The following is a 26,541-nucleotide window of genomic DNA, read 5'->3' on the forward strand; positions in this document are numbered from 1 at the left end:
AACTCCAGGGAGATGACCGACATGCAGACACTCGCGCACTGGGACGGTGGTCCGGGCCCGTGGATCCTCTTCTTCCCGCTGATCTGGGCGGCCGTCGTGCTCGGCGTCGTCACCGTCCTGCGCCGCACCGCCTGGCGCGGCCGCCGCGGGCCGTGGCGCGCCACGGCCGACGCGGGCCCCTCGGGCGACTCGCCGATCGCCGTGCTCGGCCGCCGCTTCGCCTCCGGCGAGATCGACGAGGACGAGTACTGGCGCCGACTGTCCGTCCTGGACGAGCAGTTCGGTCGTGCGGCGGGCAAGGGCGGTGCGGTATGACCGTCACGACCCCCTCCACCGGGACGTCGCCGGCCGCCCGGGTGGTCGACGCGGTGAAGGTCTACGGCAGCGGCGACACCGGCGTGCGGGCCCTGGACGGGGTGAGCGTCGACTTCCCGGCCGGCCGCTTCACCGCGATCATGGGGCCCTCCGGCTCCGGCAAGTCCACCCTCATGCACTGCGCGGCCGGCCTCGACACGCTCACCGAGGGCGCCTCCTACATCGGTGACACCGACCTCGGCTCCCTCGACGACCGCCGCCTGACCCTCCTGCGCCGGGACCGCGTCGGGTTCGTCTTCCAGGCGTTCAACCTGGTGCCGACGCTGACCGTCGAGGAGAACATCCGGCTGCCGCTGGACCTCGCGGGCGGCAGCGGCGACCCCGAGTGGATCGACGCGCTGATCGACGTCGTCGGCCTGCGCGACCGGCTCCGCCACCGGCCGGCCGAGCTCTCCGGAGGCCAGCAGCAACGCGTCGCCGTCGCCCGGGCGTTCGCGAGCCGCCCCGACGTCGTCTTCGCCGACGAGCCCACCGGGAACCTCGACTCCCGCTCCGGCGGGGAGGTCCTCGGCCTCCTCGGCAGCACCGTGCGCCGCACGGCCCGCACGGTCGTCATGGTCACCCACGACCCGGTCGCCGCCGCCCACGCCGACGAGGTCGTCTTCCTCGCCGACGGGCGCCTGGTGGACCGGATGGAAGCACCGACCGCGGACCGGGTCCTGGACCGCATGAAGGCCTTCGAGACGCCCGCGCGGACCGAGGCGCTCTCGCGCACGCGGGCCCGTTCCGGTCCGGGGCCGGAAAGGGCCGCGCGCACTCTGACGGAGGACCCCTCATGAACGCCGCCCTCCGCCTGAGCGCCTCCTCCCTGCGCGCCCACAAGCGGCGCTTCGCCGGAACCTTCCTCGCCGTGTTCCTCGGTGTCGCCTTCCTCGCCGGCACCCTCGTCATGGGCGACACCCTGCGTGCCGGCTTCGACACCATGTTCGGCAACGCGACCAGCGGCACCGACGCCGTGGTGCGCAGTGCCGAGGCCATCACCACGCCGGGGGAGAGCGAGGGGGTGCGCGAGCCGGTCGCCACCGCCCTGGTCAGGGCCGTCGAGCAGGTACCCGGCGTCGCGGCCGCCGCGCCCGACATCCAGGGCGCGGGCCAGCTCGTCGGCGCGGACGGCGAGCCCGTCGGAGGCCAGGGCCCGCCCACCCTCGCCGGCAACTGGATCGACGACCCGCAGCTCAACCCGTACCGACTCGCCGAGGGACGCGCCCCGGAGCGGTCCGGCGAGGTCGTCGTCAACCGCGGCGCCGCCGAGAAGGGCGGCCTGAGGATCGGCGACACGACGATCCTGCGGACGCCCGACCCCGTCGAGGTGACCGTCGTCGGTCTCGCGACCTTCGGCGGCGAGGACGGCATGGCCCAGGTGACCTTCACCGGCATGACCCGGGCCGACGCCGAGAAGTACCTCACGGCCAGGCCCGGCGAGGCGTCGGGCATCAAGGTGCGCGCCGGGCCCGGTGTGAGTCAGCGCGAACTCGTCGACCGGCTGACTCCCGTCCTGCCCAAGGGGGTCGAGGCGATCACCGGCCAGGAGTCGGCCGCGGAGAACACCGACATGATCTCCAGCCAGTTCCTGACCCTCTTCACGACCTTCCTGCTGGTGTTCTCGGGCGTGGCCCTCCTGGTCGCCACCTTCTCCATCCACAACACCTTCGCCATCGTCGTCGCCCAACGCACGCGTGAGAACGCCTTGTTGCGGGCTCTCGGCGCCTCCCGCCGCCAGGTCGCCACGTCGACCCTGACCGAGGCGAGCGTGGTGGCCGTCACGGCCTCCGCCACGGGCCTCGCGGGCGGCATCGGGATCGCGGCCGGCCTCCAGAGCCTGTTCCCGGCGATCGGATTTCCCTTCCCCGAGGGCGACTTGGTGATCAGCGCGCTGTCGATGCTGCTGCCCCTCGCGGTCGGCGTCCTGGTCTGCCTGGGCTCCGCGCTGCTGCCCGCCGTACGCGCCGGACGCACCGCGCCCCTCGCCGCACTGCGCGAGACGGCCGTCGACCAGTCGGGCGCCTCCCGCGTCCGAGCCGTCACCGGGGCCGGTCTGGCCGCGCTCGCGGTGGCCATCACCCTCACCGGCGTCCTGGTGTCGCCGTCCCTCCCGCTCGCGGGAACCGGCGCGGTCCTGGCCCTCGCCGCGTTCGTGGTCCTCGGCCCGGTCGCCGCCACGACGGCCGTACGTGTCCTCGGCGGTCCCCTCGACCGGCTCCGCGGTGTCACCGGCTCCCTCGCCCGGCGCAACGCCCTGCGCAGCCCGAGGCGGACGGCCGCCACCGCGAGCGCGCTGATGATCGGCGTGGCCGTGGTCTCGCTGTTCACGGTGTTCGGGGCGTCCCTGAAGGCCACCATGGACCAGACGGTCTCCCGGTCCTTCGCGGGCGATGTCGCCGTCAGCACCCCGTCGTTCGGCGCGGGCGGCAGCGGCCTGAGCCCCCGGCTCGCCGGAGCGCTCGAGTCCCTCCCCGAGGTGGACACGGCCGTCGGCCTCGGCCGCGGTGTCGCCGAAATCGACGGCGAGGGACGGGCGTTGACCGTCACCGACCCGCTCGCCCTGGAGCGCACCTTCGACCTGGGCACCGTGCACGGCTCCCTGAGCGACCTCGGCACCGACGGTATCGCCGTCACCCGGGCGGAGGCCGAGAAGCGGGGTCTCACGACCGGGGACAAGGTCCGGCTCGCCTTCACCGACGGCGCGAAGCTCCCCTTCACGGTCCGCGCGGTCTACGGCAGGTCGGAGCTGGCGGGGGACTACGTCATCACCCGGGCGGCCTGGGCCCCGCACCGCACCCAGGACGCGGACACGCTCGTCGCGGTCTCCTTCAAGGAAGGGGTGAGCGCCGACACGGGCAAGGCGGCGGTGGAGAAGGCGGCGGCGCGCTACGGCCGTCCCGAGGTGCAGACCCGTGACGAGTACGCGCAGTCCTCGGCGGGCGGCATCGACATGATGCTGACACTGGTCTACGCGCTGCTCGCCCTCGCGGTCCTCATCGCGCTGCTGGGCATCGCCAACACGCTGACCCTGGCGATCCACGAGCGCACCCGCGAACTCGGTCTGCTCAGGGCGGTGGGCCAGACCCGTTCCCAGCTTCGCGCCATGGTCCGCTGGGAGTCGGTCCTGGTCGCCGCCTTCGGCACGGTCGGCGGACTCGGCCTCGGCGCCTTCCTGGGCTGGGTCCTCGTCAGGGCCTCGGACGGCACGAGCGACAGCACCTTCGCCTTCGCACTGCCACCCGTGCAACTGGCGATCGTCGCCCTGGTGGGCCTGGCCGCGGGAGCCCTCGCGGGTCTGCGCCCGTCGCACCGTGCGGCCCGTCTCGACGTACTGCGAGCGATCGCGACCGAGTGAACGAGACAGGGCCCACCGGCGGTTGCCGTTCCGGCTCGTGCGGCTGGGAGGGCGTCGGAGGGGCACAGCGGTGGAAGACGCCGGAACGGCGGTCGTGGGAAGCCCCGTTGGGGAGGGTCTCGTACGGCCGCCCTGCCACGGAGGCTTCACCAGCCGGCGCACTCCGGCGCCGAACGCCTGGGCGGCGAGCGATCGGGCGAGGAGCCACCGACGGTCCGCGAGCCGAGGCGCAGGCCGACACAGAACCGGAAGCGCTCGCCTACGGGAATGCCGAACGCGTGGAAGCCCCACCGAGGGAAACGGTCGAGCACCCACCCGGGGCGGCTGAGTCGACGCGCCCGACCGGGCGGTGGGCGGGGCGAGGCCGACGGGCCGGCCACGAGCCTCGCCCCGGCCCCGGACCGCGCGCACCCCGCGGGATGACGTGCAGGAGGAGGAGCCGTCACCGCCCGGTCAGCCGGCAACGGCGGACCGGGCGGGAGCGTGTTCGGGCCTGCGGGCTTCGGCCCGCACCTCGGTGAACCGCAGCGCGCTCTTGTCGAGGACGGTGTGCCGCTGCGGTCGCGCGGCGGCGGGCGTCGGCAGTGAGAACCACACGAACTTGCCCGCGTCGCCGTCCGGCCGTACGCCCCAGCTCTCGCTGACCGCGGCGACCATCGCGAGCCCCCGCCCGCACGTGGCGAGCGGCTCGGTGTCCTTGATGTCGGCCACGACCGGCAGACGCGGGTCATGGTCGTGCACCGAGACCATGAGCCGGTCGAGCAGCAGCTCGATCTCCACGGTGCACGTCTTGTCCGGCTGGGCATGGCGGTGGACGTTGGTCAACAACTCCGTCACACCGAGCACGGCCCGGTCTATGAGGGGATCCATGTGCCAGTAGCGCAACTGCGCAGAAAGGATTCTGCGGACCTGGCCGATCCGCGAGGGCAGAGCCTGGAGCTCCACCGTGCAATGCCTGCTTGGGTGACTGATCACGGCTGCGACTCCCCGACGTGAGGTCCGGAAGAACACGGAGTTCGGATCGATCCAGCAGGTGCCTGCGTGAAACGGCCGCCTGCTGTCGTGCCCGGCGGGCTGGTTTGCAGCGTGATCGCCGGTAAACCCAGAGTGATGTGAGACCAGCGTGACGCAGGAGGCGCGACACCGCAACTCGCGGTGGCCTATTCGCTACGCCCCGCAGCCCTGCGGACGGCCTCGATGAACCGGCGGGCCGCGGGCGGCCCCGGCTCGCCCGGAGCGGGATCGTGCTCGCCCAGGGTCAGTAGGTACCGGTTGCCGTTGAGGTCGGCGAGGGCCCGGTCGTCCGAGGCGAACCAGGGCTTGGAGGCGCGCACCGCCTGTACCGGCGCGCTGTCGATCTCGCTGCCGTAGCTGGTGAGCAGTTCCAGTCTGCCGTCGTTGATCCGGACCTGACCGGCCCGGGTGAGCGATCGCAGCCGCTTCCCGATCCGCACGCCCGTCGCCGTGAACTCCGGCTCCGCCATTGCCGCCCCGCCCCCTTGTGCGCGTGGTGTGCCGGCCCGTGCTCCCGCGTGGACCGAGAGCCGGCATCTCTGTCGTGATCCAGTGTGCGCGCCCCCGTCCGAGACGTCCGTCCCGCCCGGTGCAGTCTGCCCGCCACGAGCGTCGAGCACCAGTACGCATGACATCTCGCCGGAAGCGCCCGGAGCACTCGTCCGAATGCGCCCCCGCCCCTGTGCGCGGGGGTGCCCCCAGGGTGTCTTTGAGGCTCTCAAAGGTGTGTTTATGCAGGTGAGAAGCGTGCGGAAGGTGTCTATGATCGAGCCGTCGGCCGCGCGACGCGCCGTCGGCGCGAAGTGTTAGGAGCCCCGCCGTGAGCACCCCCCAGCAGACCCGACCCGGCGACACCCTCGACATCGACCACAGCGACACCGCCTACCGCGGCTGGCTGAAAGAAGCCGTCCGCAAGGTGCAGGCCGACGCCAACCGTTCGGCCGACACCCACCTCCTGCGCTTCCCCCTCCCGGAGAGGTGGGGCATCGACCTGTACCTCAAGGACGAGTCGACCCACCCCACCGGCAGCCTCAAGCACCGGCTCGCGCGCTCGCTGTTCCTCTACGGCCTGTGCAATGGCTGGATCCGGCCGGGCCGCCCGGTGATCGAGGCGTCCAGCGGCTCCACCGCCGTGTCCGAGGCCTACTTCGCCAAACTGATCGGCGTGCCCTTCATCGCGGTCATGCCGCGCACGACGAGCGCCGAGAAGATCCGCCTCATCGAGTTCCACGGCGGCCGGTGCCACTTCGTGGACGACCCGCGCACCATGTACGAGGAGTCCGCCCGCCTCGCGGTGGAGACGGGCGGCCACTACATGGACCAGTTCACCTACGCGGAACGCGCCACGGACTGGCGGGGAAACAACAACATCGCCGAATCCATCTTCCGGCAACTGGAGTTGGAGCGTTTCCCGGAGCCCGCCTGGATCGTCGCCACGGCCGGCACCGGCGGCACCTCGGCGACCATCGCCCGGTACGTCCACTACATGCAGCACGACACCCGCATCTGTGTCGCCGATCCGGAGAACTCCTGTTTCTTCGAGGGCTGGAGCACCGGCGATCCGGACGTCACGTGCGACTGCGGCTCGCGCATCGAGGGCATCGGCCGGCCCCGCATGGAACCCAGCTTCGTGCCCGGGGCGATCGACCGCATGATGAAGGTCCCGGACGCGGCCAGTGTCGCCGCCGTGCGCGCCCTGGAGCGGGCCATCGGCCGCCGCGCGGGCGGTTCGACGGGCACCGGCCTGTGGAGCGCGCTGAAGATCATCGCCGAGATGGTGGCCGAGGGGCGCCGGGGGAGCGTCGTCACCCTCCTCTGCGACCCCGGCGACCGGTACCTGGACAAGTACTACTCGGACGCGTGGCTCGCCGAGCAGGGCCTCGACATCGAGCCCTACACGGCGGCGATCGCCGCACTGCTGGAGACGGGGGTCTGGCCCGGCCGGGTCGGTCCCGGCATCCCTTAGGCCCTGACGAGAGTCCCGGCATCGGGCCAACCTGACCCTTCCGGCGGCCCCCGATCGACCGATCCCGGGCGTCCGCTCTCCGCGGGACGTCCGGTCGAGGCGCAGAGCGTTCCCGACGCCCTCGCGGTCCGTCACCGGCACGCGACGGACCCCCGTCGCGGCGCTGCGCCCGGGCCGCTCCCGGCCCCGCGCCTGCTGCGGTCTCGGTCCGGGGGTGAGGTGTGTGTGCGTGGCTCCCGGCCCTGTACCTCCTGCCGGTTCCGTCCGGGGGAGGGAGGCGTGTAAGGGCGGCTCCCGGCCCTGCGCCTCCTGCGGGCTCGATCCGGGGGCGCTGCGCCTGTCCCGCTCCCGGCCCTGCGCCTGCTGTGGGTTCCGTCCTGAGGCGAGGCGCGGAAGCGTGGCTCACGGCCCTCTGCCTCCTTCAGACCCCATCCGCGGGCAAGGCCCGTAGACGTCGCTCACCAGTCTGCGCAGGACGACGGGGCTGCCGGCAAGGTAGCCGGCGCAGGGGGGCGCCGTACCCGTGCCGAGTCTGCCCGATGCGGGGCCGCGTGCGGTCGACGTCGGACGGGTCGACGGCGAGCGTGTTCATGCCCGCCGCGGTGACAATGCCATGGACGAGGTGCGCCCCTGGCAACAGACCGCCCGCGCGCCTCCCAAGGCGCACGTACAAGGGCCCCGCCCCCCGCCAGCCGCGACCCCGGCTACGCGCTCCGAGCCGCGAGCCGCCGGTCCAGGGTCCGTACCGCGTCCCGGAAAGCCCGGCCGAGCCCGGCCCGCCCCAGCTTGGTCACGAGGCGGAAGGCCGCAATGCCGTCTACGGCGAACGTCCAGCGGACCTGGGTGCCCGCCCCGGCGGGCGTCAGCCGCCACTCCTCGGCGATGGCACGCGCACCCGGCGCGTTGGCCACGTCCACCCGGTAGGCGTACACCTCCGGGTCCTTGGCCGCGATGATCGTCTCGTGGAAGCGCCCGCCGCCCCTGAGGCGTATCTCCCGCGTCGTACCGTCCCCGGTCGAGCGGGCCAGTGTCACCGCCGCGAACCATTCCTCCCAGCCCGGAACATCATCGGCGAGCGCCCGGTACACCGCCCCCGGCGGCGCCGACATCTCCTGCACGAACACCATCCGTACAGGCGCGGTCGCGATGAAGTCGAGCCCGACCTCGCGCAGTTGGTGAGCCATGGCCAACCCCCCAGGTGTGAACGGGAGATGCCACCCTAGCTGTCGCTCCGTCAGATGTCTGTACCGTCAAGGGAGTCGCCCGCCACGACCAGCCGCCGCAGATGCTCCGAGACCTCCGCGCGCGCCGACTCCGGCAGCCCCGCGTCCGTCACCAGCGTGTCGACCTGCTCCAGCGAGGCGAACGAACTCAGGCCCACGGTGCCCCACTTGGTGTGGTCGGCGACCACCACGACCCGCCGGGCCGACTGCACGAGCCGCCGGTTGGTCTCGGCCTCCGCGAGGTTGGGCGTCGACAGGCCGGCCTCGACCGATATCCCGTGCACCCCGAGGAAGAGCACGTCGAAGTGGAGTGCTGCGATGGCCTGGTCGGCCACCGGACCCACCAGCGAGTCGGAGGGCGTGCGCACACCGCCGGTCAGCACGACGGTCGCCGCACCCTGGCGCGGACCCGTGGTGCGCTGGGCCGCGTGGAAGACGTCGGCCACCCGCACCGAGTTGGTCACGACGGTCAGGTCCGGCACGTCGAGCAGATGATGGGCCAGCGCGTACGTCGTCGTACCGCCCGACAGGGCGATCGCGGTGCCCGGGGCGACCAGCTCCGCCGCGGACCGCGCGATGTCCTCCTTGGCGGTCAGCTCCAGACCCGACTTCGCCTCGAAGCCCGGCTCGTGGGTGCTCGCCTCCACCACCGGGACCGCGCCGCCGTGCACCTTCTCCAGCACACCCTGGCGGGCCAGCGCGTCCAGATCGCGCCGTACCGTCATGTCCGACACGCCGAGCTTGCGGGTCAGCTCGTTGACGCGCACCCCGCCTCGGCGCCGGACCTCGTCCAGGATCAGGGCGCGCCGCTGCTCCGCGAGGAGGTTCTGATTCTCACTCACGTACGCTCCGGTCCTTTCGCCTGGGCTGTCCGACACGCCCTGCGCACCCACTCCCACAAGCACACTTTGCCCGTCCCTGGTGCGCGGGACGTCCCATACTCGCACGGGGCCCCACCGGGAGCGCCACCGACCGCCCCGACGCACTCCCGCCACAGGGGTGACAGCCGGGTTCCGGTCGGCGCACGGATCGGGGGAGATTCCGTGACGAGTGGTGTGCGCGGCGCGCCGAGCGGCGATCCTTGTGCCCGCACGGACAGATGCCGGCCGCGCGTCACGGGGGAAGAGCAGAAGACAGTGGAACGTGTCACGACCACGGGCAAGGACGGCGGTTCGTCCGCCGGGCCCGAAGAATCCGCAACCGCCGCCCTGGAACTCCTGGTCCACGGAGTGGGCGGCACCACGCCCGAGCAGATGCTCGACGATCCGCGCACGGTGCGGATCACCGGTGACGGCATCGCGGCCGTCTTCCGGCGCGCCGACGACGTCGACGCGGAGAAGAGACCGCACGAGGCGGGCACCGGCCCGGTGCCCGAGGCGTACGTCTGGTGCAACCTCACCTCCGGCAACGGCACCCGTGCCCTGTGGCTGCTGTTGCTGCCGTTCATGGTGGTCAACCTCGCCCACTGGATGCGCCCGGCGGCCGGCGGCCGCAGACGGACCGTGCGCCTGTACGGCCTCCTGGTAGGCCTCGCGGGCCTGACCCTGACCGTTCTGCTGGTCGCCGCCGCCTGCGAGGTCGCCCTGGACCTCGCCGCCTGGCAGTGCGCGGGCACACGCGCGTGCGCCGAGTCGCACACCTGGCTCGGCTTCCTGTCGCCCGACGTGTCGGACGGCGGCTGGTGGAGCAGGCCGGGCCGCCGCCTCGCCCTGGCGGCCCTGGTCCCGGCCGCGCTGACCGGCCTCCTGTGGTACCTGTCCCACCGCACCTGGAGCGACTACGAGTCCCAGCAGCCCATGTCCCGCGGCGGCGAGCCGGAGGAGGACCCCGGCCGCACCGCGCTCGGCCGCCCCGGCTTCTGGTACGGCCGCCGCCTGGTCGCCCGGCTGCGGGCCGCGCACACCGCGGCGGGCCTGCTCACGATCGCCGCGGCGGTCAGCTCCACGGCGGCCCGCCACGACCGCGCCCCGGGCGGCCCCGCGCTCCTCGACACGCTCGGCCTGCTCCTGCAGACCGGTCTCGTCGCCGCCGGGATCGCCGTCGTCTGGGTGGTGTGCCGCCGCGGCCGCAGCGAGAAGTACCTCGACCGCCGGCTCGACGAGCACCTCGTACGGCGCCTGCCGCTCGCCGCGCTCGGCCTGCTCGCCCTGGCCGCGGTGTACGCCGGCTGGGAGCGGCCGGGTTGGCAGTCGCACGGCCGGCTGTCGGGGGACGCCACCTTCGGCGGCATCGCCTTCGTGCAGGGCCTCCTGGTGATCGCCCTGGCCGTGGTCGCCCACCTGCTGTACCGCACCCGTCCCGACCCGCGCGCCGCGATGCGCGGCCTGGCCGGACCCGCCGTCGCGACACTGGCCTGCGCCCTGGGCGGTGTGATGTCCGGCGGCGTCTCGCAGCGCGTGGCGGACTGGCTGGACGGCACCGGAGCCACCATCCCGGGCCCACCGGTGCTGCTGACCTGGCAGGCGTCGGTGATCCCGCTGGTCCTCCTCGTGCTGCTGGGGCACTGCGCCTGGCTCGGCCGGCGCACCTGGCGCTCCGGCCTGGCCCAACTGGACACCGTCGAGAGCGAGTACCCGGAGGAACCCAAGGACGCCGCACGCACCCGCCGCATCGCCCGCACCCGCGCGATGGCGGCACTGACGGACCGCGGGCCCCGCCTGCTCGGGGTGACGTCCGCCAGCACCCTGCTCCTCGGCGCCGGAGCGCTCGTCGGCGCCCTGACCTCCCGCGAGACACCCGCGAAGGCGGCCGAGGGGGCGTACGCCTTCGTGCAGAGCGCCGCCGACACCGCGCAGGCACTCGGCTCCTGGCTGATCGGCCTCGGCTTCATCCTGTTCGTCACCTGGGGGCGCCGCGCCTACAAGGACCCCTCCGCGCGCCGGACCATCGGCATCCTCTGGGACGTGGGCACCTTCTGGCCGCGCGCCGCCCACCCCTTCGCCCCGCCCTGCTACGCCGAGCGCGCGGTACCGGACCTGACCTGGCGGATCGCGACCTGGGTCCGGGCCACGCGCGGCCGGCTGGTCATCTCGGGACACTCCCAGGGCAGCGTCCTGGCGGCAGCGGCGGCCTGGCAGCTGGAGCCGTCCGTCCGCAAGAGGGTCGCCCTGCTGACCTACGGCTCCCCGCTGGAGCGCCTCTACGGCCGCTGGTTCCCGGCCCACTTCGGCCCGGCCGCGCTCACCGCCCTGCACCACGACGTGGACTGCTGGCGCAACCTCTACCGGCTCACCGACCCGATCGGCGGCCCCGTGCGGCTGCCCGGCGACTGCGGCCCCGAGGTGGACCGGGAGCCCCTCATGGACCCGCTCGCCTACGGCCGAACCGGGTTGCACCCGCTGCCCGCGCCGATCCTCGGCCACTCCGACTACCAGGCCGACCCGGTCTTCGCCGAGGAGCGGACGCGACTGCTGGGCCGGCTCCAGCCGGATGTGCCGGGCCCGCGGTCTCAGGACGAGACGGGCAGGTCCTCGGCGTAGAGCAGGGTCAGATCGTCCGTGGTCGGGTCGTCCACCTGGGCGACCCGGCTCGCGTGCCGCTCCACCATTGCCTCGAAGGTCTGGCGCGCGGTACGGCCGTTGCCGAAGGCGGCGCCCCTGGGTAGCTCCGTGAAGTACTTCAGCAGAGCCTCCGCGGCGCCCGGCGCCAGCCGGTACTCGTGCTCCTCGGCCTGCTGCTCCACGATGCTGAGGAGTTCGTCCGGGGTGTAGTCGCTGAAGGTGATGGTCCGTGAGAAACGGGACGCCACGCCCGGGTTGACGGAAAGGAACCGCTCCATCTCGGCGGTGTAGCCGGCGACGATCACCACGACCGCGTCCCGGTGGTCCTCCATCAGCTTCACCAGCGTGTCGATGGCCTCCTTGCCGAAGTCACGGCCCGAGTCCTCCGGCGACAGCGCGTACGCCTCGTCGATGAACAGCACACCGCCGCGTGCCCGGTCGAAGGCCTCCTGGGTGCGGATGGCCGTGGAACCGATGTGCTCGCCGACGAGGTCGACCCGGGACACCTCGACGAGGTGCCCCTTCTCCAGCACCCCGAGGGAGGCGAGGATCTCGCCGTAGAGCCGTGCGACGGTCGTCTTGCCGGTGCCGGGGGAGCCGGTGAAGACCAGGTGGCGCTTGACGGAGGCCGCCTTCAGGCCCGCCTCCCGGCGGCGCCGGCCGACCTCGATCATGTCGGTGAGCGCCCGCACCTCGCGCTTGACGCTGTCCAGGCCCACCAGGGCGTCGAGTTCGCCGAGGACGTCCTTCGAGGTGCGCGCGGGCTTCGCCGGCTCGTCGGGGGCGGCCGGCGGCGCCGGCTCGGCGGCGCGCTGCCCGGGGATCGACCCCAGCAGCCCGGGGGAGCGGGACTCCGTCTGCACGACCGTCTCCCGGGCCGCGCGCGGGGTCGGGCCGCCGCTCTCGTCGCTGGTGCAGTCCTCGACGACGGGGCCCGATCCGGCGGCCGCGTCCGGGGCGTCCGCGAACTCGTAACCCCCGCGCGCGCAGCGCTCGGTGCGGCACTTCCTGAGCGTGGCACGACAGCCGTCTATCACGTGGAAGCCGTACCCGCCGCTGCCCGTCACCCGGCAGTTCAGGAAGCTGCCCCGGCCGCCCGCCGACACGTAGAAGCCCGCCTCCGCGGGGGAGTCGACCGTGCACCGCTCGATGGTCGGGTCGGCGCCCTTCGTGACGATCACTCCGGTCTGGGTGCCGTCCACCGTGCAGCCGTTGAGGGTGCCGCCGCTGCCGTGGTCGCGGAACCAGGCGCCGGTGGCCGCGTCCCGGATCCGGCAGTCGTCGAGCTGCGCGATGGCCCCGTCGCTCACCGACACGGCGGTGTTGCGCACCTGGGAGATGTCGCTGTCGACGACGTCCGCGCGGGAGCCGCGGTCCAGGACGAACAGGGCGTCCGGCACGTCGTGCACCCGGCAGGAGTCCAGTACGGCGGTGGCGCCGTCGCTGACCCACACGGCCGGGTAGTCGCCCGTGCTGTCGAAGATCTCGCACTGGTTGGCGTCCACGCGGGTGCCCGGGTCCCACACCGACAGGCCGTTGCGCCCGAACTGACGGACCGTCGTGCGGGTCAGCGTGAGCACCGAGCGGGAACGCAGGTCGACCGCGTTCTCCGGGATGTCGTGGATGCGGCAGTCGGCCAGGGTCAGCACCGCGTCGGTGTCGAGGGTGACGCCGTCGCCGGTGGTGCGGTGCACATCGCAGTCGGTGAGGTGCGCGGTGGCCCGGCCGGTGATCTGGACCCCGCTGCCGCGGACCTCGTACACCTCGCAACCCACGGCCTCCAGCGCGGAGTTCTCGCCGGTCGCCGCCAGTCCCGCGCCCCCGGTGTGGTGGATGCGGCAGCGCTCCAGGCGGGGGTGGGCACCGCCGCGCACCGCGATCCCGGACTGGCCGGACGCGACGATCTCGCACTCCTCGAACACCCCGCCCGCGCCGTCCAGTACGGCGATGCCGATGCCGGCCGGGTTGTCGACGGTGCAGCGCCGCACGGTCGGGCGCGCGCCTGCGCGCACCTCTATGCCGGCCGCGGACCGCGTGACGACCCGGATGTCGGTGAGCTCCGGTGTGCCCTCCTCCACGAGCAGGGCGGGCGCGGCCGCGTCCTGGCCCTCCACGTGCAGGTCCTGGACGACGGCGGAGGCCCGCACGGTCAACGGCACCCCGTCCACGGGCGCGATCCGCACGGAGCCGGGTGAACCCTCGGGGCCGCGCAGGGTCACCGCCCGCTGCACGACGAGGTTCTCCCGGTAGGTGCCGGGCGCGATCGTCAGGACGTCCCCGTCCGCCGCGGCCTCCAGGGCAGCGGCGAGCGACGCGTACTCACCTGTGCGGCGCCGCCACCGCGATGTGCCGGTGTGCGTCACCTGGACCGTGCCCTGTGCCATGGCGTTGCCGTGCCCCCACCTCGTAGTACGCGGGTTTGTGCTGCCGAGGGACCTCGGCCGGTCCACCGTAGCGTGCGCGCGGGTGGTGGGTTGACCAGAGCCGTGAGGCCGTCAGCTCCCGGTGCCGGTCCGGCCCCAGTCCGGGCCCGCGCGGTCCCAGGCCTGGTCCCAACGGGCGTACCTGCGGCGGACCATGCGCCAGACGGCGAGCCGTCTGCCGCCCTCGATCAGGCCCGCGGTCAGCAGGGCCGCCCCGACGCCCGCGAGGACGGCATGGGTGGTGGCGGTGGCGGGGTCCAGCGGGCGGGCCGCCGTGCGGCCGTGGAGGTCCGTCCACAGGGTGAAGTGGTCGCCGGGGTGCGGGGTCTTGAGGGCGGCCATGACGGTGCCCTGGTGCGTGCTGCCGTCCGGGGCGGTCCAGTCGGCCACCACCCGGGTGCGCGGCTCGCGCCCGGAGGCGGCCTCCGGGTCGGCGTCCAGCGGCGACCGGTCCAGTTCGCGGACCACGGTCGCCGTCACCAGCCGCCGGGAGTCCTGCTGTTCACGGACCGACCGCTGGAGCGCGTCCTGGGCCGCGGTCCCGGTGAGGGCGCCGATCACGGGTCCGACGACCAGGATCAGCAGCAGGGCCAGGAGGCCGGCCCAGGCTTCCGCCAGATCGGTCCGACGGCACAGCGGGTTGTGCCGCCAACGCCAGAGTCCGCTGATCGCTCGCACTGTCCGCACCCCCTTCCCGCTCCGTGATAACCCCTGACGGAGTCGTCCACGCGCGGGACCTGCCGAAGAGAGAGCGAAATCACCTGCGGCCGGGTCCTCTCATGAACTCCTCACGCAGGCTCCAACGTGCGGGCCCCCGGGCGGTGTTCCCGCGGCCCGGCCCCGGGTGGATCTCCGCCGGGACCGCGTCCTCCGGCCGCCGCGCCGGCGCCCTATTCGAGGATCGTGACCGGGTCCCCGACCCGGATCGTGCCTCGGGAGCGGGGCACCAGGTTCTGTCCGAAGACGAGCTTGCCGCCGAGGCGCCGGTGCCGGCCCAGGCTGTGCAGGGGCTCCTTGCCGCGCAGTGCCCGGTCCTGGTCGGTGGTGGTCACCACGCACCGTCCGCACGTCTTGGCCACGCGGAAGGTGACGTCTCCGATGGCGACGAGCGACCAGTCGTCCTCGGCCCAGGCGTCGGCGCCGCCCACGACGACGTTCGGCCGGAAGCGGTTCATGGGCAGTGGGCCCTCGGCCGCGTGCGGGCCCGCGGAGATCAGGGAGTTGAGGGCGTCGAGGGAGGCCGCGGAGGTGAGCAGCAGGGGGTATCCGTCGGCGAAGGTGACGGTCTCGCCCGGCAGCGCGTACTCGGGCTCGACCGGGCGGCGGGTGGCGGGATCGTCCATGTGGACCAGGAGGGTTCGCGCGCCGAGGTACTCGCTGCACCACGCGTGCGCGGCCGCGTCGGCGGCGGGCACGCCCTCGATCTTGTCCCCGAAGAGGTCCAGCGTGACGGTCTCGCCCGGCTCCGGCACCGGCACGGTCAGCGGGTCCATGCCGGGCGCCGACAGCACGACGCCGCCGCCGGGCGTCAGCTCGGCGGCGGCAAGCGCGAGGCGTGGCTGCTGTCGTTGGGTGACGACCTTTCCCCCGTCGTCGACCAGCGCCCAGCGCCGGTCACCGGCCAGCCCCCAGGGCTCCACCTCGGCTTCCCGGAGCCCCAGAGCCCGGAACGCCTTGACCGGATGGACATGGATCGACAGCAGTTGTGAATTCCCCATGGGGCCATCGTGCCAGGCGGCACCGACAGCCCGGGAGGGGAATCAGTACCCGCGGTACTGCTGGTTGTACGGGTCCTGGTAGGGGGCCGCCGGGGCGGGCCGGGGAGCCGCGGGGCGCATCGCCTCGTAGCCCGTGGCCATGCCGGGGCCGGCCGGACGCGGCTGCTGCTGCGGACCGGGATACCCGCGGGGGGCGGCGGCCTGCTGCGGGATGTACGCCGCGGGCGCCTGCTGCAGCGGCGCGGGCTGCTGCATCTGCGGGTAGCCGTAGGCGGACTGGGAGGGGCCCGCGGGGAGGGCGGGCAGCGCGGACGGCAGCGCGGGCAGGTGGCTTGCCGGGACGTCGTACGCGGCCGGGACCCGGATCGGGGCGATCTGCGGGGTGCCCCGCTCGGCCACGAGTGAGTCGTAGATCGGAGTGTCCGGGAAGGAGGCGGAGTAGTAGCCGCCGCCATAAGTGGAGCGGGGGGAGGTCATGGCACATAAGTTAAGCCCACGATGTGCTGGTTGGGGAGACCGATAAGAGGGTTGTTTTCCGTGTCGGCAGTGACCTGGGACCCCCAATGCGAGCGAACTCGGCAAAAAAGGACGCCAATCCAGGTCCCATCCCGGTAAAGGCCGAGTTCCGAGCGGGTTACCGAGGGTTGACCGGTGATCTTCAGGTACGCGGGATGGGAGTTCGCCGCCCTCGGGGAATAGGTTGAGCGGGTAGAACTCGATGGATCGCCGGGGCGCGTCCTGGCCTGCCGACACCCGATGGGGGCGGACATGTCAATGCCGAAAGGATCGAACGCTCCGGTGCCCACCACGGCACTGCGCGTCGAATTGGGCTGGCGCACCGGACCGGGGGTGCCCGACGCCGACGCCTCGGCCCTGCTGCTCGTCGGCGGAAAGGTCCGTTCGGACGCCGACTTCGTCTTCTACAACCAGCCCCAGCACTCCTCGGGGGCCGTCCGCCACGAGGGCAAACGGACCGACGGCGGCCGGGTGACCGACACCCTGATCGTCGATCTCGCGCGCGTGGAGCCGTCGGTGGAGACCGTCGTACTGGCCGCTTCCGCGGACGGCGGGACCTTCGCCCGCATCCCGGATCTTTACATCGAGGTGCGGGATGCGGCCCGCGGTGACGTGGCGGCGCGCTTCGACAGTACGGGCGCGACGGTAGAAACCGCTTTCGTGCTCGGGGAGTTCTATCGACGCCAGGGTGTTTGGAAATTCCGTGCCGTCGGTCAGGGCTACGACAGCGGACTGGAAGGACTGGCAACGGACTTCGGGATCACCGTGGACGAGCCGCAGCAGACGGCCCCGGCGGAGCCGCCGCCCGCCCCTTCCGCGCCCCCTGTCAGCCTCTCGAAAATCACCCTGACCAAGTCCGCTCCCTCCGTCTCCCTCGCCAAACAGGGCGGCAGCTCGGGGGAGATGCGGGTGAACCTCAACTGGCAGGTGCGCAAACAGTTCTCGGGGTGGGGCAGCAAGCGGGGACGCGCGGTGGCCATGCACGCCGACCTGGACCTCGACCTGTGCGCCCTGTACGAACTCACGGACGGCCGCAAGGGAGTCGTCCAGGCGCTGGGCAACGCCTATGGGGCGCTGCACCAGCCGCCGTACATCCACCTCGACGGCGACGACCGCACCGGTGCCGTCGCGAGCGGCGAGAACCTCACCGTCAACCTCGACCACAAGCGGGACTTCCGGCGCATCCTCGTCTTCGTGACCATCTACGAGGGCGCGCGTTCCTTCGCCGACCTGCACGCCACGGTCACCCTCCAGCCGCAGTACGGCGCCCCCATCGACTTCTCCCTCGACGAGTGCACGGTGCCCTCGACGGTGTGCGCGCTGGCCCTGATCACCGGTACCGGCGACGACCTGGTCGTCCAGCGCGAGGCCCGCTACCTGGTGCCCGAGCGCGGGGTGAGCCCGCAGCGGACGGTGGACCAGGTCTACGGCTGGGGCATGAACTGGACACCGGGCTGCAAGTGAGCCGTCAGCGCTCCTCGCCCACGACGGCGTCCGGGCGCGCGTAGGTGCGGCCCTTCCAGGCCGCGCCACGCCCGCGGTAGTGCTGCACCGCCGAGTCGACCGTCATGAGGAGATAGAGGAACGCGGTGAACGGCAGCAGGGGAGCGAGCCACAGCGGCTGCCGGTAGTAGCGGAGCATCGGCACGTACGTCCCCGTCATGACCAGCCAGGCGAGGGCACCGGTCACCGCGGTCGCCGCGCTCCCCGTCGCCAGGCCCGCGAGGACGGCGGCCGGCGGCACCAGATAGACCAGCGCGAGCCCGGCCACCGTGCCCAGCAGCACCAGCGGGTTGTGGCGGAGCTGGGCGTACGCGCTGCGCGACACCATTCGCCACAGGTCGTGCAGGCGGGGATAGGGACGCACGCTGTCCACCCGTTCGGCGAGGCCCAGCCAGATGTGGCCGCCGCCGCCCTTGACCGCCCGCGCGAGAGCCACGTCGTCGATGACGCCGTGCCGGATGGCGTCCGGGATCCGGGCCCGCTCGGCGGTATCGGCGCGCAGCAGGACGCAGCCGCCCGCCGCGGCCGCCGTGCGCGCCCCCCTCCTGCCGATCCGGCGGAACGGATAGAGCTGGGCGAAGAAGTAGACGAACGCCGGCACCACGAGCCGCTCCCACAGGCTCTCCACCCGCAGCCGCGCCATCTGCGAGACGACGTCGAAGCCCCCGGCGTGCGCGGCGGCCACCAGCCGCCGCAGACTGTCCGGACCGTGGGCGATGTCCGCGTCCGTCAGCAGCAGGTACTCGGGCTCACGCGCGCGTGCCAGACCGACACCGTGGCGTACGGCCCACAGCTTGCCCGTCCAGCCCGCCGGCGGCTCACCCGGCGAGGACACGGTCAGCGGCAGTCCGCCGTGCCGGCGCGCCAGTTCGCGTGCCAGTTCTCCGGTGCCGTCCGTGCTGCCGTCGTCGACGAGGAAGACCTCCGCCCGACCCGGGTAGTCCTGGGCCAGGAGGGAGGGAAGGCTCGCGGGCAGCACCCCGGCCTCGTCACGGGCCGGCACCACCACCGCCACGAAGGGCCAGGACACCGGATCCCGCTCCGGCGGCAGGCGCACGTCCGTGCGCCAGAAGAAGCCCTGGCAGAGCAGCAGCCACAACCAGGCGGCAAGGGACACGGCGGCGGTCCACGCGATGGCGCTCACGCGCGCAGTCTGCCCCACCGAACCGGCCCCCGAAGGCTCATCGTCTATCGTGGCCGGGTGAAGATCGCGCTCTTGGACTCCGGAATCGGTCTGCTGGCGGCGACCGCCGCGGTACGGCGACTGCGCCCCGACGCCGATCTCGTGCTCTCCCTCGACCCCGACGGCATGCCGTGGGGGCCCCGCACACCGGACGACATCGTCGGGCGCGCCCTGCATCTGGCCGAGGCCGCCGCCGCCCACGGTCCCGACGCCCTGATCGTCGGCTGCAACACCGCCACCGTGCACGCCCTGACCGCTCTGCGCGCCCGCCTCGAACCGGACCTGCCGGTCATCGGCACCGTGCCCGCGATCAAGCCCGCCGCGGCGGCCGGCGGGCCCTTCGCCATCTGGGCGACCCCCGCCACCACCGGCAGCCCGTACCAGCGCGGCCTCCTCGCGGAGTTCGCCGACGGCGTGCCGGCCACCGAGGTGCCCTGCCACGGCCTCGCCGAAGCGGTGGAGCACGCCGACGAGGAGGCCGTCGACGCCGCCGTCGCCGCGGCCGCCGCCCTCACCCCCGAGGACGTCACGACCGTCGTCCTGGGCTGTACCCACTACGAACTCGTCGCCGAGCGCATCCGCGCCGCCGTGCAGCGCCCCGGCCGTCCGCCGCTCGTCCTGCACGGCTCCGCCGGAGCGGTCGCCGCCCAGGCGCTGCGCCGGCTCGGCGAGCAGCCCGCGCCCGACGCCGCGGCCACCGGCACCCTCACGGTGCTGCTGAGCGGACGCGAGGGTGCCGCCCTGCCCGCGCCCGCCCTGGCCTACGCGGAGGGCCGCCTCCTGATGACGGCCACCCCCGCCCGCTGACCGCCGCACGGGCGGCCGGAAAGCCCCGCCCGGAGCAGTCACGCAGTGCGACGGCCTACCCGCGGGGCGAAACCTGAGTAGTCTCGTAGGCATGAGGGACCACCTCCACGGCGAGCACACCTCGCACCACACCGACGTCTGGACCGGCCGCGCGTCCAACCGGATCCAGTGGCTGCTGGCGCTCGGGGGCGCCGCCATCGTGGCGCTCGGCGTCGAGCTCGCCGTCGACTCGGCGTGGACCTCCGGCATCGCCCCGCTCGTCATGTCCGTGGTCGGCTGCATCGCGGCCGGACTGCTCGTCCTCTTCCTCACGCTCGCCTTCGTCCACGTCGCCCTCAGGGTCGACATGGACCACCTGGAGGTGCGCTGCGGCCACATCGGCGTACCGCGCCGCCGGATCCCGCTGGCCCATGTCGCCGGAGCCGAGTTCGTCCCGCACGTCACGCCCCGGCACTGGGGCGGCTGGGGCTACCGCTGGCGCCCCGAGAAGGGCACCGCCGTCGTCGTGCGCCGCGGTGAGGGCCTGGTCCTCCAGCTCTGGGACGGCCACACGTTCACGGTCACCGTGGACGACGCGGAGTCCGCCGTGCGCATCATCCGCGACCGGCTGCGGCCCAGGGCCGCGGGGCCGCGCCACTGAGACCGGGCCGTTCGCTCACTTTCCGGCCGGCTCGTCGGTGAGCGGGTGGGCCGTGGCCAGGCCCGCCAGGAACCCGACGCCCACCGTCACCATCGTGAAGCTCAGCGCGTTGCCGACCGCGGCGATCGCCGCCAGTGCCGTCAGGGCCGCGCCCGCGGTGAGCACGACCGGGGTGGCGCGGGGGGAACGCCACAGCGCGTACAGCAGCCAGCAGAACGCCGCCGCCAGCAGCAGCACCCCGGTCACGCCCTGCTCGGCGGCCATCTGCAACGGCGCCGAGTGCGGTTTCCCGTCGGGTTGCAGGGACTGGGCCGCGGTCGTGCTGAGCTCCCCGAAGCGGCCCGGACCCACCCCGAGGGCGGTGTCCTCGCGGGCCAGGCGGAGGGCGTCGTGCCACAGGTCGATCCGGTGCGGGGTGAGCCGGCCGCGCAGTGTCGCGGCGAGCCCCTCGGGCACCGCGTGCGCGGCCACCGCCCAGGTCAGACCGGTCACCGCGGTCGCGGCGAGGGCCAGACCGGCGATGCCGGTACCGCGATGGCGCATCCGGCCCGCGGCGAGCGAGCAGAGCAGCACCGCCGCGCAGGTGATCAGCCCGGACACCGAGCCCAGGGCGGCCGAGGCCACCGCGATGCCGGCGGCCAGCAGCCGCAGCAGGGCCCGCAGACCCGCAGAGCCGGTGCTCCAGGCGGCGCAGCACGCGGCGCCGGTGGCGAGCGTGGTCAGGGCGGCCGTGGCGCCCGCGTGCCCCAGCGGACCGACGATCTCCGGTCCGGGCGCGAGACGGGGCAGTCCGACAGCCAGACCCACTCCGGTGAGGGCGGCGGCGCACGGGGCGGCGACCGGCAGCAGCGCCCCCGAGATGCGGCCGGCGGCATAACCCGCGGCGACGGCCAGCAGGGCGAGCAGCACGCCCTCCGGGCGCCCGTCGTGAGCGGCCGCGGTGATCAGCGACCAGGCGGCACAGGCGCCGAGCACCAGGACGCCCACCACGTCGGAAACGTTTCGTCTGTCGCCGTCCTCGTCGGCACCGGCCACAGACGTCATCCCCGTGGAACCCACCCCGCCCCCCGAAACGCCGGTCCCCCGACCTGTGGCCCCCAGCGGCGCACGCGCACAGCCCGTACGGCGAGGACTCCGGCACACCGTAACCGCTCATGGGCGATTTGTGGACGAGTTGTGCGGGATCACGGGACCCGGGCGGGTGCCCGGGGCCGCGCTCGGCGGGCGGACCGCGCTGTGGACGTCGAGGTCAACCGCCGTACACTCCCGGAGTGACCGTCACCGCAACTTCCGTGGACGAGTCGGATCGGCTGGAACCGCAGTCCCCGCCCGCCTCCCGATGGGCCGTCCGGCTCCGCCGTCTCGTCCCGGCCGCCGCAGCGGCGCTCTCCGGAGTGCTGCTCTACGTCAGTTTCCCGCCCCGCACCCTGTGGTGGCTGGCTCTGCCCGCCTTCGCCGTCCTCGGCTGGGTGCTGCGCGGGCGCGGCTGGAAGGCGGCGTTCGGTCTCGGCTATCTCTTCGGTCTGGGCTTCCTGCTGCCGCTCCTCGTGTGGACCGGCGTCGAGGTCGGCCCCGGGCCCTGGCTCGCCCTGGTGGCGATCGAGGCGATCTTCGTCGCGCTGGTCGGCGTGGGCATCGCCGCCGTCTCGAAGCTGCCCGGCTCGCCGGTGTGGGCGGCCGCCGTGTGGATCGCCGGGGAAGCGGCACGCGCGCGTGCGCCGTTCCACGGCTTCCCCTGGGGCAAGATCGCGTTCGGTCAGGCCGACGGCGTCTTCCTGCCGCTCGCCGCGGTGGGCGGCACGCCCGTGCTGGGCTTCGCCGTCGTGCTGTGCGGCTTCGGGCTGTACGAGATCGTGCGGCTGCTCGTGGAGCGGCGGGGGACAGGTGCCGTACGGCGCCCGGCCGCGGCCGTGGCCCTGTTGAGCGTGGCCGTACCGGTCGTCGGGGCGTTCGCCGCCCGGACGCTGGTGAGCGACAAGGCCGAGGACGGCACCGTGACCGTCGCGGCCATCCAGGGCAACGTGCCGCGCGCGGGGCTGGAGTTCAACGCCCAGCGGCGGGCCGTGCTCGAGTACCACGCGCGTGAGACCGAGCGGCTGGCCGCCGAGGTGAAGGCCGGCAGGATCGCGAAACCGGACATCGTGCTGTGGCCGGAGAACTCCTCCGACGTCGACCCCTACACCGACGCCGAGGCGGCCTCGGTCATCGGACAGGCGGCCAAGGCCATCGACGCGCCGATCTCCGTCGGCGGCGTCGTCGAGCGGGACGGCAGGCTCTACAACGAGCAGATCCTGTGGGACCCGGTCAAGGGCCCCACCGACACCTACGACAAGCGGCAGATCCAGCCGTTCGGCGAGTACCTGCCGCTGCGCTCCCTCGTCGGCGCGATCAACAAGAACTGGACCTCCATGGTCCGCCAGGACTTCAGCCGGGGCACGAAGCCGGGCGTCTTCCGGATGGCCGACGCCAAGGTCGGCCTGGTGACCTGCTACGAGGCCGCCTTCGACTGGGCCGTGCGCTCCGAGGTGACCGACGGCGCGCAGCTCATCTCCGTGCCGAGCAACAACGCGACCTTCGACCGCAGCGAGATGACCTACCAGCAGCTCGCCATGTCCCGGGTACGCGCGGTGGAGCACAGCCGGACCGTCACCGTGCCGGTGACCAGCGGCGTCAGTGCGATCATCATGCCGGACGGCAGGATCACCCAGAGGACCGGCATGTTCGTGGCCGACTCGCTGGTGCAGAAGGTGCCGCTGCGCTCGACGCAGACCCCGGCGACCCGGCTCGGCATCCTGCCCGAGATGGCCCTGGTGCTGGTCGCCGCGGGCGGCCTCGGCTGGGCGATCGGCTCGGGACTGCGCGGCCGTCGCGCCCAGGACGTGTGACCGTACGCCGGTCCCGCGCCCTCCGGAAGATCACCGGGGTGTCGTCGGCGGCGGTTAGGGTCGCTCCATGGCTACTCCTGACTTCATCCGCACCCTTCGGACGTCCATCGGTCACGACCCCCTCTGGCTCCCCGGCGTCAGCGCCGTCGTCCTGGACGAAGAAGGCAGAGTGCTGCTCAACCGCCGTTCGGACACCCGCAAGTGGTCGCTGATCGGCGGCATCCCGGACCCGGGAGAGCAGCCCGCGGCCTGCGCCGTGCGGGAGGTCGAGGAGGAGACGGGCGTGCACTGCGCCGTCGAGCGGGTGATCGTCGTCCAGGCGCTCAAGCCCGTGACGTACGAGAACGGCGACGTCTGCCAGTACATGGACATCACGTTCCGCTGCCGGGCCCTCGGCGGCGAGGCGCGGGTCAACGACGACGAGTCGCTGGAGGTGGGGTGGTTCGCGGTGGACGCCCTGCCGGAGCTGGACGACTTCGGGATGCTGCGGATCAAGCAGGCACTGACGGACGCACCCACATGGTTCGACCCCACGACTTCCGAGTGAAGTATGGGGCCTGACCATATGTGGTCAGGACGGGGCGCTGCCTAGGGTCGACACCATGACCGGCAGCAGCGCCCTCCCGGGCCCCCACGCCCCCCTGCTCGACCTCGGCGGCCGCACCGCCCTCGTCACCGGCGCCGCCGGCGGCATCGGCCGCGCCTGTGCGCTGCGGCTGGCCGCCGCCGGGGCCAAGGTGAGAGCGGTCGACCGGGACGCCGCCGGTCTGGAGGCGCTCGCCGAACGCGCCGCGGGCCTGGCGGGCACCGTCGAGCCGCGGGTCCTCGACCTCACCGACCTGGACGCCGCCGAGCACGCCGCCGCCGGCACCGACGTCCTCGTCAACAACGCCGGCCTCCAACTGGTGTGCCCCATCGAGGAGTTCCCGCCCGAGGTGTTCCACACGGTGCTCACCGTGATGCTGGAGGCGCCGTTCCGCCTGATCCGCGGCGCCCTGCCGCACATGTACGGGCAGGGCTGGGGGCGGATCGTCAACGTGTCCTCGGTGCACGGTCTGCGCGCCTCGGCCTACAAGGCCGCCTACGTGGCCGCCAAGCACGGGCTGGAGGGCCTGTCCAAGACCGTGGCCCTCGAAGGCGCGCCCCACGGCGTGACCTCGAACTGTGTGAACCCCGCCTATGTGCGCACCCCACTGGTCGAGCGGCAGATCACCGACCAGGCCCGGGCACACGGCATCCCCGAGGAGCGCGTGGTGTCCGAGGTGCTGCTCCAGGACAGCGCACTCAAGCGGCTCATCGAGCCGGAGGAGGTCGCCGAGGCCGTGGCCTACCTGTGCGGCCCGCAGGCGTCCTTCGTCACCGGCACGTCACTCGTCCTCGACGGCGGCTGGACCGCGCACTGAGCGGCACCGGACGGGAGTTTTCCACAGGCCTGACGGGGTGAGCGCGCGATGAGCAATCCTGTGGGCATGTCCAGCGATCACACGCAGTCCGTCGAGCGCCCTGTCCGCAGTGCCGGGCGACCCTTCGGCAGTGCCGAGGCCCCCTTCCTCGAACTGCTGGCCAGGGGCGCGTCCGCCGACGCCTACGAGCAGCCTGTGCTGATCGCCCGTGCCGAGGGCAGGCCGGCCGAGCGGATCGCCGCGCTCGAGGAGGCCAAGGCGGTCGCGCTGCGCGTGCGCTCCGAGCTGGAGGGCCGGCGCCGGCGGGAGGCCGAGCTGTCCGCCCTGTTCGAGACCGCCCACGACCTGGCCGGCCTCCGGGACCTGGACGCGGTGCTGCGGGCCATCGTGCAGCGCGCCCGCTCCCTGCTCGGTACGGACGTGGCCTACCTCAGCCTGAACGACCCGGCGCGGGGCGACACCTACATGCGGGTCACCGAGGGCTCGGTCGCGGCCCGCTTCCAGCAGCTGCGGCTCGGGATGGGCGAGGGGCTCGGCGGACTGGTCGCCCAGACCGCCCGCCCCTACGTCACCGACGACTACTTCAAGGACGACCGCTTCCAGCACACCCTCACCATCGACTCCGGCGTACGCGACGAGGGCCTGGTCGCCATCCTCGGCGTGCCGCTGACCCTGGGCGACCACGTCATCGGCGTGCTGTTCGCGGCGGACCGGCGGGCCCGGGTCTTCGAGCGGGAGCAGATCGCCCTCCTCGGGTCCTTCGCCGCGCTGGCCGCGGCCGCCATCGACACCGCGAACCTGCTCACCGAGACCCGTTCGGCGCTGACCGAGCTGGAGCGGGCCAACGAGATCATCCAGGACCGCAGCGGTGTCATCGAGCGCGCCTCCGACGTCCACGACCGGCTCGCCGAACTGGTGCTGCGCGGCGGCGGGGTGCACGACGTGGCGGCGGCCGTCTCCGAGGTCCTCGACGGCACCGTCGAGTTCGCCGAGACCGCGCCCGCCGAGGCACTGGAGGCGTCCCGGGCCGAAGGCCACGCCGTGCGGCACGGGGACGACTGGATCGCCGCGGTGGCCGCCGGCGGAGAGCTCCTGGGCGCGCTCGTGCTGCGCGGCCACCCCGGGCTCGACCCCGTCGACCAGCGCACCCTGGAGCGCGCCGCGATGGTTACCTCGCTGCTCCTGCTGGCCAGACGTTCCGCCGCCGAGGCCGAACAACGGGTGCGCGGCGAGCTCCTGGACGACCTGCTGGACGCCCGGGACCGGGACCCACGGCTGCTGCGCGAGCGGGCGGCCCGCCTCGACGCCGACCTCGACGCCACCCACGTCGTGCTGGCCGCCCGTCTCGACGGTCCCGCGGCCGACGCCGACCAGGAGGCGGCCGCCCGCAGGCGCCTGTGGTCGGCGGCCTCCCACCTCGCCGCGACGCGGCACGGCCTGGCCGCCGCACGCGACGGCGGCACCGTCCTGCTGCTGCCCCTCGCCGCCGGGGACACGGCGACCGAACTGGCTCGCCGCACCGCCGGGCACCTCGGCACAGCCGTCCACGAGGCGGTGACCGTCGGAGCCTCGGCCCCGGTCCGTGACCTCGCCGTCCGTCCGGACGCGGTGGCCGCCGCCTACGAGGAGGGCCGGCGCTGCCTCGACGCGCTGCGCCTCCTGGGCCGCTCGGGGGACGGGGCCGCCGCCGAGGACTTCGGGTTCCTCGGGCTGCTCCTGGCCGGTGACCGGGACATCGCGGGCTTCGTCGACCGCACCATCGGCCAGGTGGTCGACTACGACGACCGGCGGGGCACCGATCTGCTGCGCACCCTCGACGCCTACTTCGCCTGCGGGATGAGCCCGGCCCGCACCAAGGACGAGCTGCACGTCCATGTGAACACCGTCGCCCAGCGCCTGGAGCGGGTGGGCCGGCTGCTCGGCGAGGACTGGCAGAGCCCGGCCCGCGCGCTGGAGATACAGCTCGCGCTGCGGCTGCACCGGCTGTCGGCGCCGACACGGCCCTGACCCCCGCACGCACGGGCGTACGGGGGCCGGTCGGAAGGACG

At 73.4% G+C, this 26,541-nt stretch carries 22 protein-coding genes; 12 read left to right on the plus strand and 10 right to left on the minus strand.

What is annotated here, in order from left to right; all coding sequences use genetic code 11:
• The first annotated feature begins 21 nt into the window (after positions 1 to 21).
• Genes ACIQJT_RS11215 through ACIQJT_RS11225 form a run of 3 tightly spaced genes read left to right on the plus strand, consistent with a single transcriptional unit; the run spans position 22 to position 3,712 of the window.
• Positions 22 to 315, plus strand: coding sequence for an SHOCT domain-containing protein (locus tag ACIQJT_RS11215; RefSeq protein WP_365449072.1), 294 nt, complete (start codon positions 22 to 24; stop codon positions 313 to 315).
• Entirely contained in the window at positions 312 to 1,154 is an 843-nt protein-coding gene (locus tag ACIQJT_RS11220; protein ID WP_365449074.1) for an ABC transporter ATP-binding protein, read from the plus strand. The genes ACIQJT_RS11215 and ACIQJT_RS11220 overlap by 4 nt, the downstream gene beginning before the upstream one ends.
• Entirely contained in the window at positions 1,151 to 3,712 is a 2,562-nt protein-coding gene (locus tag ACIQJT_RS11225) for an ABC transporter permease (RefSeq protein ID WP_402642135.1), read from the plus strand. Before ACIQJT_RS11220 ends, ACIQJT_RS11225 begins: the two co-directional genes overlap by 4 nt.
• Before the next feature lie 453 nt (positions 3,713 to 4,165).
• On the opposite strand, the gene ACIQJT_RS11230 is transcribed toward ACIQJT_RS11225, so the two are convergent.
• Together ACIQJT_RS11230 and ACIQJT_RS11235 are read right to left on the minus strand one after the other, a co-directional pair.
• Positions 4,166 to 4,687: an ATP-binding protein gene (locus ACIQJT_RS11230; protein ID WP_365449078.1), complete on the minus strand. Its 522-nt coding sequence runs from the start codon at positions 4,685 to 4,687 to the stop codon at positions 4,166 to 4,168.
• A 185-nt stretch (positions 4,688 to 4,872) separates the two neighbouring features.
• Positions 4,873 to 5,196, minus strand: coding sequence for a hypothetical protein (locus ACIQJT_RS11235; RefSeq protein WP_053847615.1), 324 nt, complete (start codon positions 5,194 to 5,196; stop codon positions 4,873 to 4,875).
• A gap of 350 nt (positions 5,197 to 5,546) precedes the next feature.
• On the opposite strand from ACIQJT_RS11235, the gene ACIQJT_RS11240 reads away from it, so the two are divergent.
• Complete coding sequence (locus ACIQJT_RS11240) at positions 5,547 to 6,692, plus strand: PLP-dependent cysteine synthase family protein (protein WP_402642140.1); 1,146 nt, start codon at positions 5,547 to 5,549, stop codon at positions 6,690 to 6,692.
• Between the two features lie 704 nt (positions 6,693 to 7,396).
• Here the strand turns inward: ACIQJT_RS11240 and ACIQJT_RS11245 are convergent.
• Both ACIQJT_RS11245 and ACIQJT_RS11250 read right to left on the minus strand, forming a co-directional pair.
• Positions 7,397 to 7,876, minus strand: a complete 480-nt coding sequence (locus tag ACIQJT_RS11245; protein WP_402642143.1) for an SRPBCC family protein — start codon at positions 7,874 to 7,876, stop codon at positions 7,397 to 7,399.
• A gap of 50 nt (positions 7,877 to 7,926) precedes the next feature.
• A complete protein-coding gene (locus tag ACIQJT_RS11250) occupies positions 7,927 to 8,757 on the minus strand; it encodes a DeoR/GlpR family DNA-binding transcription regulator (protein ID WP_053852933.1) in 831 nt (276 codons plus the stop codon).
• 294 nt (positions 8,758 to 9,051) lie between these two features.
• On the opposite strand from ACIQJT_RS11250, the gene ACIQJT_RS11255 reads away from it, so the two are divergent.
• Positions 9,052 to 11,394: a hypothetical protein gene (locus ACIQJT_RS11255; protein WP_402642145.1), complete on the plus strand. Its 2,343-nt coding sequence runs from the start codon at positions 9,052 to 9,054 to the stop codon at positions 11,392 to 11,394.
• Here the strand turns inward: ACIQJT_RS11255 and ACIQJT_RS11260 are convergent.
• From ACIQJT_RS11260 to ACIQJT_RS11275, 4 genes are all read right to left on the minus strand, one after another.
• Positions 11,364 to 13,799 carry a right-handed parallel beta-helix repeat-containing protein gene (locus ACIQJT_RS11260; RefSeq protein WP_402642148.1) on the minus strand — a complete coding sequence of 812 codons (2,436 nt, stop codon included), beginning with the start codon at positions 13,797 to 13,799 and terminating at the stop codon, positions 11,364 to 11,366. The genes ACIQJT_RS11255 and ACIQJT_RS11260 overlap by 31 nt on opposite strands.
• Positions 13,800 to 13,910: 111 nt before the next feature.
• Positions 13,911 to 14,516: a hypothetical protein gene (locus tag ACIQJT_RS11265; RefSeq protein WP_365449563.1), complete on the minus strand. Its 606-nt coding sequence runs from the start codon at positions 14,514 to 14,516 to the stop codon at positions 13,911 to 13,913.
• 212 nt (positions 14,517 to 14,728) lie between these two features.
• Complete coding sequence (locus tag ACIQJT_RS11270) at positions 14,729 to 15,556, minus strand: MOSC domain-containing protein (RefSeq protein ID WP_402642150.1); 828 nt, start codon at positions 15,554 to 15,556, stop codon at positions 14,729 to 14,731.
• Between the two features lie 42 nt (positions 15,557 to 15,598).
• Positions 15,599 to 16,033: a DUF6643 family protein gene (locus ACIQJT_RS11275; RefSeq protein ID WP_365449091.1), complete on the minus strand. Its 435-nt coding sequence runs from the start codon at positions 16,031 to 16,033 to the stop codon at positions 15,599 to 15,601.
• Positions 16,034 to 16,330: 297 nt separating this feature from the next.
• Here ACIQJT_RS11275 and ACIQJT_RS11280 point away from each other — a divergent pair, with 297 nt between their 5' ends.
• Positions 16,331 to 17,536 carry a TerD family protein gene (locus ACIQJT_RS11280; RefSeq protein WP_402642618.1) on the plus strand — a complete coding sequence of 402 codons (1,206 nt, stop codon included), beginning with the start codon at positions 16,331 to 16,333 and terminating at the stop codon, positions 17,534 to 17,536.
• A 4-nt stretch (positions 17,537 to 17,540) separates the two neighbouring features.
• On the opposite strand, the gene ACIQJT_RS11285 is transcribed toward ACIQJT_RS11280, so the two are convergent.
• A complete protein-coding gene (locus ACIQJT_RS11285; protein WP_402642153.1) occupies positions 17,541 to 18,719 on the minus strand; it encodes a glycosyltransferase in 1,179 nt (392 codons plus the stop codon).
• 57 nt (positions 18,720 to 18,776) lie between these two features.
• On the opposite strand from ACIQJT_RS11285, the gene ACIQJT_RS11290 reads away from it, so the two are divergent.
• Positions 18,777 to 19,565 (plus strand): glutamate racemase, encoded by a 789-nt coding sequence (locus tag ACIQJT_RS11290; RefSeq protein WP_402642155.1) that lies wholly within the window; start codon positions 18,777 to 18,779, stop codon positions 19,563 to 19,565.
• 91 nt (positions 19,566 to 19,656) lie between these two features.
• Positions 19,657 to 20,205, plus strand: a complete 549-nt coding sequence (locus ACIQJT_RS11295) for a hypothetical protein (protein ID WP_365449097.1) — start codon at positions 19,657 to 19,659, stop codon at positions 20,203 to 20,205.
• A gap of 15 nt (positions 20,206 to 20,220) precedes the next feature.
• On the opposite strand, the gene ACIQJT_RS11300 is transcribed toward ACIQJT_RS11295, so the two are convergent.
• Positions 20,221 to 21,249 carry an O-antigen ligase family protein gene (locus ACIQJT_RS11300; protein WP_402642159.1) on the minus strand — a complete coding sequence of 343 codons (1,029 nt, stop codon included), beginning with the start codon at positions 21,247 to 21,249 and terminating at the stop codon, positions 20,221 to 20,223.
• Between the two features lie 227 nt (positions 21,250 to 21,476).
• Here ACIQJT_RS11300 and lnt point away from each other — a divergent pair, with 227 nt between their 5' ends.
• The 4 genes from lnt to ACIQJT_RS11320 all read left to right on the plus strand — a co-directional run bounded on the left by lnt (position 21,477) and on the right by ACIQJT_RS11320 (position 26,500).
• Positions 21,477 to 23,090 carry an apolipoprotein N-acyltransferase gene (gene lnt / locus ACIQJT_RS11305; protein ID WP_365449101.1) on the plus strand — a complete coding sequence of 538 codons (1,614 nt, stop codon included), beginning with the start codon at positions 21,477 to 21,479 and terminating at the stop codon, positions 23,088 to 23,090.
• A gap of 67 nt (positions 23,091 to 23,157) precedes the next feature.
• Positions 23,158 to 23,637 (plus strand): NUDIX hydrolase, encoded by a 480-nt coding sequence (locus ACIQJT_RS11310; protein ID WP_402642162.1) that lies wholly within the window; start codon positions 23,158 to 23,160, stop codon positions 23,635 to 23,637.
• A gap of 55 nt (positions 23,638 to 23,692) precedes the next feature.
• A complete protein-coding gene (locus ACIQJT_RS11315) occupies positions 23,693 to 24,493 on the plus strand; it encodes a 3-hydroxybutyrate dehydrogenase (protein WP_402642165.1) in 801 nt (266 codons plus the stop codon).
• A gap of 66 nt (positions 24,494 to 24,559) precedes the next feature.
• Positions 24,560 to 26,500, plus strand: a complete 1,941-nt coding sequence (locus ACIQJT_RS11320; RefSeq protein ID WP_402642168.1) for a helix-turn-helix domain-containing protein — start codon at positions 24,560 to 24,562, stop codon at positions 26,498 to 26,500.
• The last annotated feature ends 41 nt before the right edge of the window (positions 26,501 to 26,541 follow it).

It is taken from the genome of Streptomyces sp. NPDC091972, from assembly GCF_044756385.1.
Classification (GTDB): domain Bacteria; phylum Actinomycetota; class Actinomycetes; order Streptomycetales; family Streptomycetaceae; genus Streptomyces.

Excerpts from the sequence above, each read along its gene's own strand:
- ACIQJT_RS11215 (WP_365449072.1), top strand. The coding sequence starts at position 22 with ATGCAGACACTCGCGCACTGGGACGGTGGTCCGGGCCCGTGGATCCTC.
- ACIQJT_RS11245 (WP_402642143.1), bottom strand. The coding sequence starts at position 7,876 with ATGGCTCACCAACTGCGCGAGGTCGGGCTCGACTTCATCGCGACCGCG.
- ACIQJT_RS11300 (WP_402642159.1), bottom strand. The coding sequence starts at position 21,249 with ATGACGTCTGTGGCCGGTGCCGACGAGGACGGCGACAGACGAAACGTT.
- ACIQJT_RS11315 (WP_402642165.1), top strand. The coding sequence starts at position 23,693 with ATGACCGGCAGCAGCGCCCTCCCGGGCCCCCACGCCCCCCTGCTCGAC.
- ACIQJT_RS11235 (WP_053847615.1), bottom strand. The coding sequence starts at position 5,196 with ATGGCGGAGCCGGAGTTCACGGCGACGGGCGTGCGGATCGGGAAGCGG.
- ACIQJT_RS11310 (WP_402642162.1), top strand. The coding sequence starts at position 23,158 with ATGGCTACTCCTGACTTCATCCGCACCCTTCGGACGTCCATCGGTCAC.
- ACIQJT_RS11280 (WP_402642618.1), top strand. The coding sequence starts at position 16,331 with ATGCCGAAAGGATCGAACGCTCCGGTGCCCACCACGGCACTGCGCGTC.
- ACIQJT_RS11225 (WP_402642135.1), top strand. The coding sequence starts at position 1,151 with ATGAACGCCGCCCTCCGCCTGAGCGCCTCCTCCCTGCGCGCCCACAAG.
- ACIQJT_RS11295 (WP_365449097.1), top strand. The coding sequence starts at position 19,657 with ATGAGGGACCACCTCCACGGCGAGCACACCTCGCACCACACCGACGTC.
- ACIQJT_RS11220 (WP_365449074.1), top strand. The coding sequence starts at position 312 with ATGACCGTCACGACCCCCTCCACCGGGACGTCGCCGGCCGCCCGGGTG.
- ACIQJT_RS11275 (WP_365449091.1), bottom strand. The coding sequence starts at position 16,033 with ATGACCTCCCCCCGCTCCACTTATGGCGGCGGCTACTACTCCGCCTCC.
- ACIQJT_RS11270 (WP_402642150.1), bottom strand. The coding sequence starts at position 15,556 with ATGGGGAATTCACAACTGCTGTCGATCCATGTCCATCCGGTCAAGGCG.
- ACIQJT_RS11320 (WP_402642168.1), top strand. The coding sequence starts at position 24,560 with ATGTCCAGCGATCACACGCAGTCCGTCGAGCGCCCTGTCCGCAGTGCC.
- ACIQJT_RS11260 (WP_402642148.1), bottom strand. The coding sequence starts at position 13,799 with ATGGCACAGGGCACGGTCCAGGTGACGCACACCGGCACATCGCGGTGG.